At 56.7% G+C, this 16,861-nt stretch carries 14 protein-coding genes; 10 read left to right on the top strand and 4 right to left on the bottom strand.

The genetic code is table 11. The features are described 5' to 3' along the window. Positions 1-2: 2 nt before the first annotated feature. Positions 3-1,661: a methyl-accepting chemotaxis protein gene (locus HFD94_RS06870; protein ID WP_167432937.1), complete on the bottom strand. Its 1,659-nt coding sequence runs from the start codon at positions 1,659-1,661 to the stop codon at positions 3-5. Between the two features lie 222 nt (positions 1,662-1,883). On the opposite strand from HFD94_RS06870, the gene HFD94_RS06865 reads away from it, so the two are divergent. Continuing rightward, the gene (locus tag HFD94_RS06865; RefSeq protein ID WP_010670055.1) at positions 1,884-3,140 is read left to right on the top strand and encodes a mechanosensitive ion channel family protein; all 1,257 of its coding nucleotides are present in this window, start codon (positions 1,884-1,886) and stop codon (positions 3,138-3,140) included. A 54-nt stretch (positions 3,141-3,194) separates the two neighbouring features. Here the strand turns inward: HFD94_RS06865 and HFD94_RS06860 are convergent, their stop codons facing one another. After that, on the bottom strand, positions 3,195-3,491 hold the full coding sequence (locus tag HFD94_RS06860) for a hypothetical protein (RefSeq protein WP_029519032.1): 297 nt from the start codon (positions 3,489-3,491) through the stop codon (positions 3,195-3,197). Positions 3,492-3,917: 426 nt separating this feature from the next. Between HFD94_RS06860 and treZ the strand changes: the two genes are divergently transcribed. The 4 genes from treZ (at position 3,918) to HFD94_RS06840 (ending at position 11,253) form a co-directional block, all read left to right on the top strand. Next, entirely contained in the window at positions 3,918-5,702 is a 1,785-nt protein-coding gene (treZ, locus tag HFD94_RS06855; protein ID WP_167432936.1) for a malto-oligosyltrehalose trehalohydrolase, read from the top strand. Continuing rightward, a complete protein-coding gene (gene treY, locus HFD94_RS06850; protein WP_167432935.1) occupies positions 5,699-8,227 on the top strand; it encodes a malto-oligosyltrehalose synthase in 2,529 nt (842 codons plus the stop codon). Before treZ ends, treY begins: the two co-directional genes overlap by 4 nt. A 59-nt stretch (positions 8,228-8,286) precedes the next feature. Beyond that, positions 8,287-10,362: a glycogen debranching protein GlgX gene (glgX, locus tag HFD94_RS06845; RefSeq protein WP_010245519.1), complete on the top strand. Its 2,076-nt coding sequence runs from the start codon at positions 8,287-8,289 to the stop codon at positions 10,360-10,362. Between the two features lie 126 nt (positions 10,363-10,488). Beyond that, positions 10,489-11,253, top strand: coding sequence for an SDR family NAD(P)-dependent oxidoreductase (locus HFD94_RS06840; RefSeq protein ID WP_010245522.1), 765 nt, complete (start codon positions 10,489-10,491; stop codon positions 11,251-11,253). Positions 11,254-11,367: 114 nt separating this feature from the next. Here HFD94_RS06840 and HFD94_RS06835 read toward each other — a convergent pair whose 3' ends face one another. Beyond that, a complete protein-coding gene (locus tag HFD94_RS06835; protein ID WP_010670051.1) occupies positions 11,368-11,643 on the bottom strand; it encodes a hypothetical protein in 276 nt (91 codons plus the stop codon). A gap of 542 nt (positions 11,644-12,185) precedes the next feature. Here HFD94_RS06835 and HFD94_RS06830 point away from each other — a divergent pair. Both HFD94_RS06830 and HFD94_RS06825 read left to right on the top strand, forming a co-directional pair. Continuing rightward, positions 12,186-12,725, top strand: coding sequence for a TetR/AcrR family transcriptional regulator (locus HFD94_RS06830; RefSeq protein WP_159226383.1), 540 nt, complete (start codon positions 12,186-12,188; stop codon positions 12,723-12,725). Continuing rightward, on the top strand, positions 12,722-13,870 hold the full coding sequence (locus HFD94_RS06825; protein ID WP_167432934.1) for a sugar MFS transporter: 1,149 nt from the start codon (positions 12,722-12,724) through the stop codon (positions 13,868-13,870). Before HFD94_RS06830 ends, HFD94_RS06825 begins: the two co-directional genes overlap by 4 nt. A gap of 151 nt (positions 13,871-14,021) precedes the next feature. On the opposite strand, the gene HFD94_RS06820 is transcribed toward HFD94_RS06825, so the two are convergent. After that, complete coding sequence (locus HFD94_RS06820) at positions 14,022-14,255, bottom strand: hypothetical protein (RefSeq protein ID WP_010670048.1); 234 nt, start codon at positions 14,253-14,255, stop codon at positions 14,022-14,024. Between the two features lie 288 nt (positions 14,256-14,543). Here HFD94_RS06820 and HFD94_RS06815 point away from each other — a divergent pair, with 288 nt between their 5' ends. From HFD94_RS06815 to HFD94_RS06805, 3 genes are all read left to right on the top strand, one after another. After that, entirely contained in the window at positions 14,544-15,065 is a 522-nt protein-coding gene (locus HFD94_RS06815; RefSeq protein WP_010670047.1) for a GNAT family N-acetyltransferase, read from the top strand. A 100-nt stretch (positions 15,066-15,165) separates the two neighbouring features. Then, positions 15,166-16,377: a diguanylate phosphodiesterase gene (locus HFD94_RS06810; protein WP_062757546.1), complete on the top strand. Its 1,212-nt coding sequence runs from the start codon at positions 15,166-15,168 to the stop codon at positions 16,375-16,377. A gap of 229 nt (positions 16,378-16,606) precedes the next feature. Further along, the gene (locus HFD94_RS06805; RefSeq protein ID WP_010245542.1) at positions 16,607-16,840 is read left to right on the top strand and encodes a DUF4060 family protein; all 234 of its coding nucleotides are present in this window, start codon (positions 16,607-16,609) and stop codon (positions 16,838-16,840) included. Positions 16,841-16,861: the final 21 nt, after the last annotated feature.

The raw sequence follows: 16,861 nt of genomic DNA, 5'->3' as shown, positions 1-16,861 counted from the left end.
TATCAGAAGGTCTGCCAGTTATCATTGTCCGCCAGGCGGGCAGGCTGAAGTTTTGGCACGGCAAGGGCTTTCACCACCGGCGCAGCAGAGAACGCCACCTGCAGAGTGCCGGTTTTGAATACCGATACCGTTTTACGCAGGTAGCTCGCCTGCTCTTCCAGTGAGGCGGCGGCAGTCGCGGACTCCTCCACCAGCGCGGCGTTCTGCTGCGTCACACCATCCATTTCCGAGACCGCTTTGCAGACCTGCTCAATGCCACGGGTCTGTTCAGTCGAGGACGCCGCGATCTCTTCGATCAGCTGCGTGACACGACTCACCGACGTCACGATGCTCTCCATCGCGACGCCCGCCTGAGAAGCATGACCGGCACCGGTTTTAATCCGCTCGGCTGAGCGGTCGATCAGTCCCCGGATCTCCTGCGCGGCGCTGGCGCTGCGCCCGGCCAGCGAGCGCACTTCACCCGCTACCACCGCAAATCCACGACCCTGCTCACCGGCACGCGCGGCTTCAACGGCGGCGTTCAGCGCCAGAATATTGGTCTGGAAGGCAATACTGTCGATAATGGCGATGATACCGGCAATCTGAGTCGAGCTTTCGCTGATCTGATCCATATTGGCGATGACCCGGGCGACAGTCTCACCGCCCTGCATGGCCGTGGCTGAAGCCTCTTTCGCTACCGTGGTCGCCTGCTGCGCATTGTCTGCATTGAGTTTCACCGTTGAGGTGAGCTGCTCCATACTGGCTGCGGTCTGTTCCAGCGCGGCAGCCTGCTGTTCGGTACGGGAAGAGAGATCGGTGCTGCCCGCAGAGATTTCCGCTGCACCGGTAAAGATAGAGCGGGTGGCGTCATCGACCGAGGTAATGGTCACCACCAGCGCATCGCGCATCTGTTGCAGCTCCTGAATCAGCAGACCCATCTCATTGCGGCCTTCGTGCTGAATATCGGAGGTCAGATCGCCGCCCGAAATGGCGCGCATATGGCCGGTCAGCCTGCCCAGTGGGCCAATCAGCAATTTCTGCAGCCCAATCCAGACCGCGACCCCAATCACGCCGGTAATCAGGCCAATAGTCAGCAGCGCCCAGAGCGCATCCGTCAGGCTACGCTGGTTATGCTCCGAGGACGCTTTCATCAGCTGGATGTTCACTGCACGCCAGGCCTCATAAGCACTGTCGAGCTGGTCCTGCGCCGCCTGCGCTTCAAGGTTGCCGTAGCCCGCGTAGTTGCCCTGCTTCAGAAAGGTAATCGAGGCCAGCATGGTGTCACGCATCTGCTGGTAGGCGGTCTGCACCTGCGTCGCCTGGGCTTCACCCTGGCCCTCTTTGCGCGGCAGCGCCTGCCAGGCTTTGAAGTCCGCATCGGCGGCAGCAGCAGACTTTCCAGCCTGCTCCAGCAGCGCAGCCATGGCTGCCAGTGATTTTGGATCCTGCTGATTTTTCAGGAAACGGATTGCCACGCGGTTGATGGTGACGCGGGTTTTGATCAGGGTTTTTACCGCGTCACTCAGGTGCTGCTGCTGCAGCGTAAGCTGCTCTGCCGCCACGAAGTTTTTGTCGGCTTTTGAGACGCCGTTGTAGAACAGGAATCCGGTCAGGGTCAGTAACGCCACAAAGATCACCAGAACAGCAGCGATACCGTGAGTGATTTTAATATTTTTAAGCATGTCCGCAGGCTCATATCAGAGGAGATAAAGCTGTTATCGGCCAGCGCGGCGTTTATCTGAGTGTTGCACCAGAGAAGGTAACAATCCGCAGGATGGAGGGTGCTGCCAGTGCACCGTTACGCAAAAAAAGCGGTGCGGCTCAGCCTGAACGCATTCGGCGCTTAACAACCGTCCCCGTGCTGTGGTTGAATTCGCCCCTTATCTTTTTTGCACGTGGTTATCATGCATTACATTCAGAGTCTGATGAGTTTTATTGAGGGAAACAGGGTACTGTCGATCAGCTTCAGCCTGTTGCTGCTGATTATGGCCGGGATGGTCACTCACCTGATCTGCAAATTTTTCATCGTCAAAGTGATCAGGAAGGTCTTTTTCAGCAGCCACAAAAAGGGCGTGCCGCTGGATAAAGATGTCCGCCTCTCTCAGAAGCTGTCAAATTTTGTGCCGGTGATTGTGGTCTACAATTTCCTGCAGTTTATGCCGGGCCTGCCTGAAAATCTGAAAGTGGCGATTCAGACCATCTGCGGCATCCTGTTTTTCGTCTATCTGTCGATCTTCTTCAACGAAGTGCTGGAGATTGTTAACAACTCCTATTCGCGCAAATCAAAACGCAAGAATCACTCGATCAAAGGCTATATCCAGATCGGAAAAATTCTGGTGCATATTATCGCCGCGATCATGATTCTGGCGATTATGTCCAACAAGTCACCGGCGATTATCATCTCCTCGCTGGGTGCGGTCGCCGCGGTGCTGATGCTGATCTTCCAGCATACGCTGTTGTCGCTGGTGGCGAATATTCAGCTCTCCTCTAACGATGTGCTGCAACTGGGCGACTGGATTGAGATGCCGGACAGAAATATCAGTGGTGAAGTGATCGATATTGCTCTGCATACCATCACCATCCGCAACTGGGACAACACCATTTCGCGCATCCCGACCAAGAACTTCCTGACCGAGACCTACACCAACTGGCAGGCGATGTTCTCCTCGGGCGCACGCCGCATCATGCGCAGCTTTTATCTTGATCAGAAGTCGATCACCTTTGTGAATCAGGAGATGCTGCAGGCGATGAGCCAGATCCGCCTCGCTGGCGAATCGATCACTGAGCTGCTGGATGGACGTGATATCAATGCCGTGGGCGACCGCTGGTTTATGGAGAACGGTATCACCAATCTGATGGTGTTCCGTAAATACCTGACCGCCTGGCTGGCGCAGCGTGACGACATTCAGAAAGAGATGTATATCGTGGTGCGACCGCTGAAACCGTCGCCGGATGGATTGCCGGTAGAGATCTACTGCTTCACCTCCTCTATTTTCTGGGCCGATTATGAAAATACTCAGGCAGCGATTTTTGAGTATATCTACGCGATGGCCCGCCACTTTGAGCTGCAGATTTATCAGCATCCGGCAGGATCCGATTTTGCCCGTCTGGCTCAGCCGCGCCCCGACAGCCGGGATGCACAGCAGAGCAGCGGGCAGTAACCAGAATGCGCGGTGGCGATCTGCCGCCACCGTGATTCACGTTTGCTCAGCGCATTAACTTTTACTCAGCGCATAGTTCAGCACTTTGTCATTTTTCATCTGCACGGTCAGCGTCTGCCCTTCGGTGGTATTCAGGGTGCGCGCCTCGCTGTAGTTCCACTTCAGCAACCGCTGCCCGTCCGGGTAAGGCGTTTCACTGTCAGGCTGACCAAACAGCGCGATCAGCTGGGCCTTGGTGGTCTGACCGGCATGAATTTGCTGCAGATTACTGCTGTCCAGCCTGTGTCCGACCCGGTTAGAACAGGCGGAGAGCAGCAACAACAACGCGGCTAACAGAACTCTTTTCCTCACGTAACATCCTTCTGAAGTGTTCAGCGCCGCAGGTCATCCGGAGCGACCTGCGCCATCGCGCATAAGCTTATAGCGAATCGGCGCCATCCGGCAGGCTTTTCTGCGCCTGGCTCCTGCTTTCGCCCCGCCGGATGCAGATTCACAGCAATTAACGCAAATTAATGCCTCTCTACCCCCCGCCGCCCTGCGATTGCAACATCTTAGTCTATGATTACTCACTGTATGCCGCGTGGAAGCGGTCTCACGGCCCGTTTTCCGCCACACCACGCTGAATACCAGTCCGGCTTTCTGACTGAAGAGACGCGCCAGCCCACCTGGCCTCCTGGTCTCGCTGATAGCTTTAAGATTTTTTGACGCTTGCGTCATCGACATCCTTTTCGTGCGGTGGCCACCATCGCGCATTTCCAGGCTAAATGAGGCAACTGAATGGAATCCAAATCTTTTTTTAAAAGTTGGGGCGCTGAACGGGTTGCCAGCGACGAGGTGCGTTTCCGCCTCTGGGCAACCGGTCAGCAACGCGTGACGCTGCGGCTCTCCGGTAAAGACATTGAGATGACGCCGCAGGCTGACGGCTGGTTTGAAACTCAGGTCGCTGGTGTGGCAGCCAATGCCGAATATGATTATGTGCTGGCCGATGGTACAGCGGTGCCCGATCCCGCCGCCCGCGCTCAGAAAGCAGAGGTCAATGGCCCGTCGCTGGTGATCGATCCTGACGCTTATCAGTGGCAGAACACGAGCTGGAAGGGTCGTCCATGGCAGGAGTCGGTGGTCTATGAACTGCACATCGGCACCTTTACGCCTGAGGGCACCTTCCGGGCGGCGATTGAGAAGCTGCCAACGCTGGCTGAAACCGGCATTACCATGATTGAAGTGCTGCCGGTGTCGCAGTTCGGCGGTAATCGCGGCTGGGGCTACGATGGCGTGCTGCTCTATGCACCGCATGCTGCCTACGGTACACCCGATGATTTTAAAGCCTTTATTGACGCAGCACACGGCCACGGTCTGTCGGTAGTGCTGGATATCGTGCTGAACCACTTCGGCCCGGAGGGCAACTATCTGCCGCTGCTCTCACCAGACTTCTTCCACAAAGAGCGCCAGACGCCGTGGGGCGCCGGTATCGCCTATGACGCTGATGCGGTGCGCCGCTATATCGTGGAAGCGCCGCTCTACTGGCTGCAGGAGTTTAATCTGGATGGCCTGCGCTTTGACGCCATCGATCAGATTGACGATCCCAGCGACAAGCATGTGCTGATTGACATTGCTGAGCGCATCCGCGCCACGATTACCGACCGCCCTATTCATCTGACTACCGAAGATTGCCGTAACGTCACCTTCCTGCATCCGCGTGACGAAAACGGGGACGCTCCGCTGTTTACCGGCGAATGGAACGATGACTTCCACAACGCCGTGCATGTGCTGGCAACCGGTGAAAGCCACGCCTATTACCAGGATTTCGCCGACCAGCCGGAACAGCGGGTAGCGCGGGCGCTGGCAGAAGGCTTTGTCTATCAGGGCGAAGTCTCGCCGCAGTCGGGTGAACCACGCGGCGTGAAAAGCAGCAGCCAGCCGCCGGTCGCCTTTGTCGACTTCATCCAGAACCATGACCAGACGGGCAACCGTGCGCAGGGCGAAAGGCTAATCAGCCTGGCCGGCGCAGAGCGCACCCAGGTGCTGCTGGCGATGTTACTGGTCTCGCCTCATATTCCGCTGCTGTTTATGGGTGAAGAGTATGGCGAAACCCGGCCGTTCCTGTTCTTCACCGATTTCCACGGCGATCTGGCCAAAGCGGTGCGTGAAGGTCGCGCAAGAGAGTTTGAAGGCCATGCCGGTCACGGCGAAACTGTGCCGGATCCCAACGATGTCACCACCTTTGAACAGTCGAAGCTTAACTGGCAGCGAACAGAAACGCCGGAAGGTCAGCAGTGGCTGGCGCTGACGCGTCAGCTGCTGGCCCTGCGTCAGCAACATATCGTGCCGCTGCTGCAGACCGCCGGTGGCGATGCCGGTCAGGTGGTGAAAACGGCGGAAGGTTTCCTCGCGGTGCGCTGGGACTTCCCGCAGGGCACGCTGTCACTGGCGCTGAACGTCGGCAACAGCACACAGCCGATCCCCGATCTGCCAGGCGAAACGCTGTTTGCCTGGCCGCAGGCCGCCAGCGAACTGATTCCCAACGCTATCGTGGTTCGCCTGGCTAAGAGAGAAGCAGAATGAATATTCCAACCGCAACGTACCGCATTCAGTTCCGCAACGGCATGACGTTTGACCGTGCGGCGGCGCTGGTGCCCTACCTGAAACAGCTGGGTATCAGCCATCTTTACGCGTCACCGATCTTCAGCGCTACTGCTGAATCGACCCACGGCTATGACGTGACCGACGTTAACCAGATCGAGCCGTCGATTGGCGGCCGTGAAGGATTTGATCGCATGGCTGCTGCGCTGAAAGCGGCCGGGCTGGGACTGATCCTCGACATCGTGCCTAACCATATGGCCGCCTCGCTGGAGAACCCGTGGTGGCGCGACGTCATTGAGCATGGCGAAAAGAGCCGCTATGCGCATTACTTCGATATCGACTGGTCACGCCGCCTGACGCTGCCGTTCCTCGGTGACACCTTTGAGGCGGTGCTGGCCAACGGCGAGATCAGCGTGAAGCGCGATCCGCAGACCGGCAAACCGGCGCTGGCCTACTTCGACAATTTCTATCCGCTGGCACCTGATACCTGGCAGGATCGGGAAGAAGCGGTACTCGCCCTCCGCGACGCGGCGGAGATTGCTGAGCTGCATGACCAGCAGCCGTGGCGGCTGATGTCGTGGCGCGATGCGCCCAACGATCTCTCCTACCGTCGCTTCTTTGAAGTCACCGGTCTGGCAGGCGTGCGCGTGGAAGACAAAACGGTCTTCGATGCCGCGCATCAGCTGATCCTGGAACTGGTTCACAGCGGTGCGGTGCAGGGCTTACGCGTCGACCACGTGGATGGCCTGGCCGATCCGCACGGCTATCTGGAACAGTTACGCCAGGCTGCCGGTCCCGACTGCTATCTCACCGTGGAGAAAATCCTGGGTGACAATGAACAGCTGCCTGATGCATGGCCGGTTTCCGGCACCACCGGATATGAATTTATGGCCGCACTCGCCAATCTGCTGGTCGACAGCGATCAGCTGAGCGGACTGCGCAAAGCGTATCAGGCCGTCATCGGTAAAACCGTTGATATGAAAGCGGAGCTACGCGCCGCCAAACTGCTGATGGCAAACCGCAATTTTGCCGGTGAATTTAACCGGTTACTGCAGCTGGCACTGAAGATTGCCGACGCAGAAGGCACGCCACAGCCGGAAGCGGAACTGAAGAATGCGCTGCGTGAACTGCTGGTGGCGTTCCCGGTCTATCGCACCTACGGTACGCCGCAGGGCCTGACGCCAGCCGACACCGCGCTGTTGCAACAGGTGGTCAGCGAGGTGAAAGCCAGTGCCCATGCGCCCGACAGTCAGGCGCTTGATTTCCTGACCCATATTCTGCGCGCAGAGGTTGCCGACTCCGCTCGCGACGATGCCACGCAATTCCGCACCCGCTTCCAGCAGCTGACCGGACCGCTGATGGCGAAATCGGTGGAAGATACCCTCTTCTTCCGTCAGCACATGGCGCTGGCGCTGAATGAAGTCGGCGCTGAACCGCTGGCGCGCCACTTCTCGCTGGATCAGTTTCACGCTGAAATGCAGGCGCGGCGCGAACATCAGCCCGATGCGCTGTCGGGCACCTCCACGCACGACACCAAGCGCGGTGAAGATGCGCGTGCGCGACTCTATACCCTTACCGAAGCGCCGCAACGCTGGGCGGATTGCGTCAACCGCTGGCGGGAGATGAACCACGATCAGGTCGTACGCCTGAAAGATGGTCCGGCACCCGAACCGGCCGTGGAGTGGATGCTGTATGAAGCGCTGGCGGGCGTCTGGCCAACCACCCTGCAGCCGCAGGATGCGGAAGGTCTGGCGGCGCTGGAAGCCCGCTTTGTGGTCTATGTGGAAAAAGCGCTGCGTGAAGCCAAGCTGCGTACCGACTGGGCCGACAACAACGACGCCTATGAGGAGGCAGTGCTGGACTATGCCCGTCACCTGCTTGCGCCCGCCAACAGCACCTTCCTCAATGATTTCTGCCAGTCGCTGCAACCCTTTATGCGTGCCGGTCTGGTCAACAGTCTGACCCAGACTGTGGTGAAGCTTACGGCGCCTGGCGTACCCGATATTTATCAGGGCAGCGAGGCGCTGGACTTCAGCCTGGTCGATCCCGATAACCGCCGCGAACCCGATTTCGACGCGCTGGCGGCGATGCTTAACGCGCCACAGCACGACGGCAGCGAGGCGCACTGGCTGCGCGGTCAGGTCAATCAGCAGGCGATTGTGAAGCTGCTGACGCTGCGTCAGCAGCAGCCTGCCCTGTTCCGCCACGGTGACTATCTGGCACTGTCGGCAGAGGGCGAGCAGCAGAATAATGTGCTGGCCTTTGCCCGCACCGGACAGGATCAGGCGGTGATAGTGGTTGTGTCACGCAGGGTCTTTAACCAGTTGCCGGCGAATCTCGACCAGCCGCCCGCTGCGCGCTGGGCTGACACGGTCATTGCGCTGCCCACCGCACTGGGCCAGCGCCGCTACCAGGATGTGCTGACCGGTAAAACGGTGGCTGCGGGCGACCAGTTGCCGCTTACCGGGCTGGCATCGCAGTGGTGTGCCGTGCTGGTGGCACAGTGAATTCCGGAAAGAACTTTTTTTATTACGCGTCAATCTGTTCATTGAATAACGAGGCATAAATGTCAAACAGTCAGCGTTTTGAAATTACGGCGGGATACAGCCATTTACTGGGGGCCAACTTTGATGGTCAGGGCGTGAACTTCGCCCTGTTCAGCGCCCACGCCGAGCGGGTTGAACTCTGTCTGTACGATCCCAGCGGTAAAACGGAAATTGCCCGTCTGGAGCTGCCGGAATATACCCATGAAGTATGGCACGGCTATATTCCGGGCCTGCAGCCCGGCGCGCTCTATGGCTATCGCGTTTATGGCCCTTATGACCCGGAAAATGGTCATCGCTTTAACCCGAACAAGCTGCTGCTCGATCCCTACGCCCGTGAACTGGCGGGAGACATCGCGTGGAACGAGGCGCACTTCGCTTACGATCTCTATCATGACGATAAAGATCTGACCTTCGACAGCCGCGACAGCGCGCCGTTTACGCCAAAGTGCCGGGTGATCGATCCCAACGAATTCGACTGGCAGGATAAAAACCGCCCGAATGTGCCGTGGCCGAAAACCGTCATCTATGAAACCCACGTTAAGGGCTTCACGCAGCTCAACACCGCCCTGCCACCTGAAATGCGCGGCACCTTTGACGGCATGAGCCACAAATCGACCGTCGACTACATTAAAAGCCTGGGCATTACCTCGGTCGAACTGCTGCCGGTACACTGGTTCCCGGATGACCAGCACCTGCTGGATAAAGGGCTGAAAAACTTCTGGGGATATAACACGCTGAACTTCTTTGCCCCCGCCACCCGCTACTTCGGGCCGCGCGGTATTCAGGGCTTCCGTGACATGGTGCGAGCCTTCCATGATGCCGGTATTGAGGTGATCCTCGACGTGGTCTACAACCACACCGCCGAGGGGAATGAGCTGGGGCCAACGCTGTCGTTTAAAGGCATCGATAACTTCTCCTATTACCGTACGTTGCCAGACCAGCATCGCTATTACATCAACGACACCGGTACCGGTAACACCGTCAACACCTCGCATCCGCGTGTACTGCAGATGGTGCTCGATTCGCTGCGTTACTGGTCAGAATCAATGCATATCGACGGCTTCCGTTTCGATCTGGGTACCATTCTCGGTCGCGAGCCTGATGGTTTTGACCCGCGCGGCGGCTTCTTCGATGCCATCATGCAGGACCCGGTCCTGTCGCAGAAAAAGCTGATCGGTGAACCCTGGGATATCGGTCCGGGCGGCTATCAGGTGGGCAGCTTCCCGCCAGGCTGGGCAGAATGGAACGATCAGTATCGCGATACGGTGCGTGACTACTGGAAAGGCAACAACGTCTCCACAGACTTTGCTGCCCGCCTGCTGGGTTCCGGCGATCTCTACGATCAGCACGGTCGTCGTCCATGGGCCAGCGTCAACTTTATCACCGCGCACGATGGCTTCACCCTCAACGATCTGGTGTCGTACAACGACAAACATAACGCGGAGAATGGCGAAGACAACAACGACGGCCACAACGACAACCGCTCTTACAACTACGGAGTTGAAGGCCCGACCGATGATGAAGGCATCAACGCGGTGCGCGAGCGTCAGAAGCGCAACTTCCTCGCCACGCTGATCTTCTCACACGGTACGCCAATGCTGCTGGCGGGCGACGAGTTTGGCCGCAGCCAGATGGGCAACAACAATGGCTACTGCCAGGACAGCGAAATCTCCTGGGTACACTGGGATAACCTGCCGGAATCTGCCGAGGCGCTGCGCGAGTTCACCCGCCAGATCCTGACGTTACGTGCTCAGCAGCCGTTACTGCGCCGTGAAAACTGGCGTGATGGCATGGATATCAAATGGTTTAACGCCGGTGGCGGCTTCCAGCAGGCTGAGCAGTGGGATGAGGGATCAACGCTGGGGGTTTATATCGGCCGACCGGACCTCCAGACCGAGGAAGGCATCTGGCACGACGTCCTGATGCTGTTCAATCCGTTTGAAGGCAATGTACCGTTCCAGATCCCGCAGTTTGGTGAAGGCGGCTGGGTGCTGGAACTGACCACCAGCGACACCGCGAAGCGCGGTCTGGTGATCACCAAAGAGAAGGATTTCGAACTGGAAGGACGCAGCTTCGCCCTGTTCAGACGTCCATAGCCGCTCACCCGGTTAAAAAGCAGTCATCTGGCGCAGCGCATTTCGCGCTGCGCTTGTGTTTCTGGCGATCGCTGCCAGGCTTAACCGGTTGTTAACAGTGAGAATTGATGCTGAAAAGGAGGCATAATGTCCAGATTTACGCAGAAAGTTGTGGTTGTGACAGGTGCCGGATCCGGCATTGGCGAAGCCAGCGCAAAACGCTTCGCTGAAGAGGGTGCATCAGTGGTGCTGGTGGGCCGTACCGCGCAGAAACTGGAAGAGACGCTGGCCGACATGACGCCAGGCGATCACCTGGTGGCTGCCTGCGACGTCTCAGAAGCCGCACAGGTTAAACAGCTGTCAGAAACCGTCCTGAAGAAGTATGGCCGTGTTGACGTGCTGGTGAATAACGCCGGCGTCATCGTGCAGGGCCGCATCCATGAAGTCGATCTCGACGCATGGAAAACCCTGATGAAAACTGACCTTGATGGAGTTTTCCACGGCGTACACTATTTCATGCCTGCCCTGTTAAAGAGCAAAGGCAACGTGGTTAACATCTCTTCCGTTTCCGGTTTAGGCGGCGACTGGGGCATGAGCATCTACAACGCGGCCAAAGGGGCGATTACCAACTTCACCCGTGCGCTGGCGATGGACTACGGCGCAGATGGCGTACGAGTCAATGCAATCTGTCCCGGCTTTACCTTTACCGATCTGACCGAAGATGCCAAACAGGATCAGGCGCTGCTGGAGCGCTTTTACGACCGTATTCCACTGCGCCGGGCCGGTGAAGCGGATGATATCGCCCGTGCCATTCTCTTTATTGCCAGCGATGAAGCCAGTTATATTACCGGCGTTAATCTGCCGGTCGATGGCGGAATTACCGCTTCAAATGGCCAGCCTAAACAGGCTTAAATAAAGAACAGGGCAGCGTCTTTACGCTGCCTTTTTTTATTCTAACCGGCCCGCAGCATTAATTCCCTTTATTATCCTTCTGCCACAGCAGAACAATAACTCCCTGCATACAAATTAATGTTTTGGCGTATGGCGGGTTGGCGTTGCCGCGCGTGCAGGTTTAATTGCCGTGCTGCTGCTGGTCGGGCAAATAAAAGTGCTCAGGCAGGCATTACAGAGTATGGCATTAGCGTGATGGACTTTCGCCACGGCCAGCGCCTGCTGGCGGGTATAAAGCGAACCAATAAAAACGCGTTTATCGTTCTTTGACAGATTAACGCAACCTTCTTTGTGTAAAATCCATCCACCCATGGGACGCGGGCACAGATAATAGTAGCTGGCTTTGAGCATGGTAGTCATCCTGATAGTTGCTGTATGTATCTTAAAAAACGAACCAAAATTCGTAAGAGGTTTTTTTTGTAATCTGAAGCTTTATTAAACTAACTGAGAATTATCCCTAAAACCACTTTATTGCGTGAGTCTGGCTGACTTTGAGAATATGCCCTTTTTCATTGCTTATGTCGCTTCAGGCATTCCACGCGCTGTAACGCCCTCACCCTCACTGTCGCCCCGCTTACATTTATACTGCTAATGCATCATTAAAAAAGCAAAAAACAAAATAAAACTTAAAAAACAACAGATTATAAAATCAACCTGCGCGCCAGGGGTGACGCGCTACTCAGATATGATTAGAGCAGAAGCTGAAAAATATCATCCCCGCAGGGGTATTTATGAGTATTGATAAACTGAACCTGAATAAGAGTGAAAGCGGTGCACTGCGTGCCTTTAAGCGGAACGCCAGCTCCCCTGGCATCAGGGATTTATCAATACCAGCGGGCGTAATTAACAGCGACCGGCTTGAAAAAGTAAAACGATCGGTTTACTTTTAAAGCATGAAAAAGAGAAACGATATCATCCAGGCCGCCGAGCGGCTCTTCTACACCCACGGTTTCCACGCCACCAGCACCGACAATATCTGTCGCGAAGCGGGCGTCTCTACCCGCACGCTCTATCATCACTTCGCCTCACGCGAAGCGCTGACCGCAGCGGTACTCGACGCGCGCGAGCAGCGCTTTATGGCCGATCTGCTGCCACCGCAGCAGCCTGATGCGATAGCGCATCTGTTCAGGGTGCTGGGCGAGTGGACGGAGGCGAACGGTGCCCGTGGCTGCTTTTTTCTGAAAGCCTGGGGAGAGTATGCCGAGCGGGACAGTGAACTGGCCGCTCAGGCGCTGGCCTTCCGGGCCACGATGCGGGCTTATATCACCCTTTGTGTGACGCATCTGCGCGGTGCTGAAGATAAGTCGCTGAGTGATGCTATCTGGATACTCTTTGAGGGTGCCATTACCACGGCGCTGATTACCGGTTCCGCCGCTGCTCAACAGGCGGCGCAGGTCGTCAGTCAGTTACTTCAGAACAGGGCGACAGGATGAGATCGCCCATCGCGCTGGCGCTGACCGGCTTCAGCCTGATCGCCGTGACCTATGGCATGGCGCGCTTCTCATGGGGATTGATGCTGCCCGCTATCTCAGCGGAGATCCCGTTCAACCCGCAGCAGGCGGGTATGCTGTCAGCCTGCAGCTTTGTGGCATATTGCCTCACCATACTTACCGCAGCCGCGCTGGCGGATCGCTATGGCACCCGGCTGACGGCGCTGCTGGCCTCACTCAGTGCGACGGCGGGTCTGCTGCTGCTCGCCTGTGCCTCATCAACGCTGCTGCTGGCGGCCGGACTCTTTATTGCCGGATTGAGTGCCGGTCTGGCTTCACCTGCCCTGGCGGCGGCAGTCAGCGATCGAATCCCTGCTGCGGGTCAGCCGCGCATCAATACCCTGATCAATGCCGGCACCAGCGCGGGCATTATCCTGACGGTGGTCATCCTGAGCGTTCTGCCCGGCGGCTGGCGTGCCGCCTGTCTGCTGTTCGCTTTGCTGTCGCTGGCCTGTGTACTGCCGGTGATGCGCGTGTTATCAGGTCACGCCGCCAGTCGCCCCACCAGAGTGCGTCTCTGGCACCAGCGGCTGTATCGCCGCTCCATGCATCGTCTGATGAGTATTGCGTTGATTTCGGGTCTGGTCAGTGCTGCCTGGTGGAGCTTTGGGTCAGCGCTGCTGCGACAGCATGTCGGTGTGGATGAAGAGACCGCCCGCTTACTCTGGCTGATTGCCGGAGGAGCAGGCATCGTGGGTGCGGCAACCGGCCCGGTCGCTGCCCGTATCAGGCTGAAGGGTGTATACCGGCTCTCACTGTGCGGGATGGCAGTGCCACTGCTGGTGCTGGCCTGGAGTCGGGGCGAATCCACCGGCTTAGCGATCGCGGTTGCCTGCTGTGGCGCAGGTTACGTCACGCTATCGGGCGTGCTGCTGGTGTGGGGCGCACGCGCCACTGCTGAAGATCCGGCGACCGGCGTCGGCATCCTGTTCTTTATGCTGGCGGTGGGCCAGGTAGCGGGATCGCTGCTGTTTGGTCAGCTCTACGCCTCTTTGGGAGCCAGTACGGCATTAACGCTGTTTGCGGTCAGCGCCCTGCTGTTGCTGTTTATTGCACCCGCGCAGAACAGCAGCGAGTCGGCTAAATAAGCAGGCGTAAACGAATGGGTTGGCAGAAAACAGGGAAGTTAGAAATAGCGTCGATGCTATTTACCAGACAGTGCCAATATTATCGCCCGGAGAATGAGGAAATATTACGCAGGTGTTCTGGCTGAAGCGATAAACTCATCGCGGCGTCCGTTCAGATCGCGCGGATATTTTTAATGCGTGGATTTATTTTCTGCTGAAGCAAATCTTCTTCGGGACCCAGATAATAAGGCACAGCACACTGCTTACCATCTTTGGTAAAAATAATCTGGTTATCATGCAGGAATAACGCAGTAAAATGGCCCAGTACCACACCATTTAATTCAAAGCAGTGATTTCTTGCTGCACGCAGCCCCTGCTTACTATTCAGAAAATCAACAAATCGCATCACGCTGCGCCTCCAGTTAATAAATCAACCTCATCAGAACCGCGAAGATAATAGCCTTAACGCCGGCCCGGATCATCCGGCTGACGCTGTTTTCAGAATAGGCTTAATTACCATTCAGTAGTGGCACTAAACCGACGTGATTTTTTATCTGCTTCCTGCCAGGAATAATCCTGGCGAACGACGCACTCATAAAATTTCATGAGCGCGTAATATTTATATTGCGCCCTCACATCGCCCGCTATACCGTTGTTTTTCCACAGGTGCAGACTTTCGGGGCAAAACCGCATAATGGAAATTTTTGAGGCAGATGAACGCCACATCACGGCGATTCAGCAGATCTACGCCTGGCATGTCCTTAACGGCACCGGCTCATTTGAGACAGTGCCTCCCGACGCGGCAGAGATTGGCGAGCGGATGCGGAAGATTCAGCAGGCGGGCCTGCCGTGGTTTATCGCCGTCAGCGACGGAGAAGTGCGTGGGTTCTGTTATCTGACGCCTTATCGTCCGCGCCATGCCTACCGGCATACGCTGGAAGACTCAATTTATATCGATCCCGGATTTCAGAAGCGCGGAGCCGGTTCGCGCCTGTTAAACCATGTAATCCGCTGGGCTGAGCAGGCAGGGTTCCGCCAGTTGATCGCCAACGTCGGCGACAGCGAGAACCAGGGCTCGATTGCCGTACATCGCGCCGCAGGCTTTGAGATGACAGGTATCCTGCGCTCGGTGGGTTTTAAACAGGGTCGCTGGCTGGATACCGTTTTTATGCAGCGCTCTCTGGGAACGGGCAATACCACGCTGCCGGTTGATTAAAACAGAGTCAGAGTGAGAAAGACGTACTGGCCCTCGTTTTCCCCGGAAGAAGCTTCTGGTAAGGTGCCATAACAAAAAATAAAAAATTCCGGAAACCTTTATGTTGTCGACAATCATCTATCGCAGCCACATTACTGAACATGTGCCGCTTGAGATCCTGAATGGTTTGGCGCGGAAAGCGAATAAAATCAATAAATCCTCAAGCGTCACCGGAATTTTATTATTCAATGGCACGCATTTTTTCCAGCTGCTGGAAGGTCCGGAGGCGGCGGTCAATGCAGTTTACAGCCGGATTTGCCAGGATCCACGCCACCATAATCTGGTCGAACTGCTGCGCGATTACGCCCCGGCACGCCGTTTTGGCCACGTCGGTATGGAGCTGTTCGATCTGCGGCTGCATGATAAAGAGACGGTACTGGAGGCGGTACTGGCAAAGTGCACCACAAAGTATCAGCTGACCTATGCCGATCGCGCACTGCAGTTCCTGCGCACCTTTGTCGAAGCGCGGGAAAAAGAGAACTATTTTGAGATCCCGGCCGCCAGCGGCTGGACGTTTATCCGTGACGAGTCAGAACAGCGTGAAGGCAACGCATCGCTGGTGGCTGCGGATGAGGTCAGCTTTGCTTTTCAGCCGATCGTTGACCCCTTCGCCTGCGAAATCGTCTCGCTGGAAGCGCTGCTGCGCGGCCCGCAGGGAGAATCGCCGCTCGACTATTTTGCCCGACTGTCACGTGAGCAGCTCTATCAGCTCGATCTGAGGTCGAAAAAGATCGCCTTCGCCCAGGCGAAGCAGCTGGGGATTGAGGGCATGACTCTGTCGATCAATCTGCTGCCGATGACGCTGGTGGAAGTGCCCGACGCCGTCCCGTTTTTGCTGGATGAGATTGCTGCGCAGGGACTGGTGCCAGAGCAGATCATGGTTGAATTCACCGAGAATGAAATTATCTCGCAGCCTGAGGCCTTTGAAGCCGCCATCAGGCAGCTGAAGGCGGCCGGCATCAGCCTGGCGCTGGATGATTTCGGTGCCGGTTTTGCCGGCCTGTCGCTGCTGACGCGTATTCAGCCTGACAAGATTAAAATCGACCGAACCATCATCGCTGATGTGCATAAAAGTGGGCCGAAGCAGGCGATCATTCATGCCATTCTGAAATGCTGCTCCTCGCTGGAGATCGGTGTTATCGCCGAGGGTATTGAACAGCCGGAAGAGTGGATGTGGCTTGAAGCGGCAGGCGTGACCCAGTTTCAGGGCTTTCTGTTCTCAAAACCTGTACTCAATGGCGTTGCGGCCGTAGCCTGGCCGGAGCTGATCTGACCGCCTCTGCTATTTGGATGAATTTGCGATTTCCTGCCTTGCTGGATCACCCGGCGGCTGCTAAATAATTAACAGCCCCGGGGGATCATCTTTCTGTCATCTTCCCGCGGCAGAGTCAGTCATTACCCAGTCAGTGATTAAATGTTTAGCAGTCAGATGTTCAGTGTTTAGGCCAGCGCTACGCGCCATGCGTGCGACGTGACTCCAGGGACAGCATTTGAGGAACTGAATGAAGCAAATCATCCGCGGTGATAAAGAACCCTCCCATATTCTCGCAGCGACTCGTGCGCTTGAAGCGCACTACTCCCGCTACGGAGAAGGTAATAAGTACCATCCCGTTATCTATTCCATCGCCTACCGCAGCCGGTTTTATCAGGTTGAGGTGATTACCCGACGTGAAACCATGGTTGCCTCGGTGATTACTGGCGTTCGCAACCTGACGCATCTCTCCGGCGCCGCCTGACGGCCACCTGTAATCCTGCGG

It is taken from the genome of Pantoea sp. EKM20T (genome assembly GCF_011800485.1).
In the GTDB taxonomy this organism is placed as follows: domain Bacteria; phylum Pseudomonadota; class Gammaproteobacteria; order Enterobacterales; family Enterobacteriaceae; genus Pantoea; species Pantoea agglomerans.
Note: the sequence above shows the minus strand (reverse complement) of the source record. Positions and strands in the feature narration are given on the sequence as shown.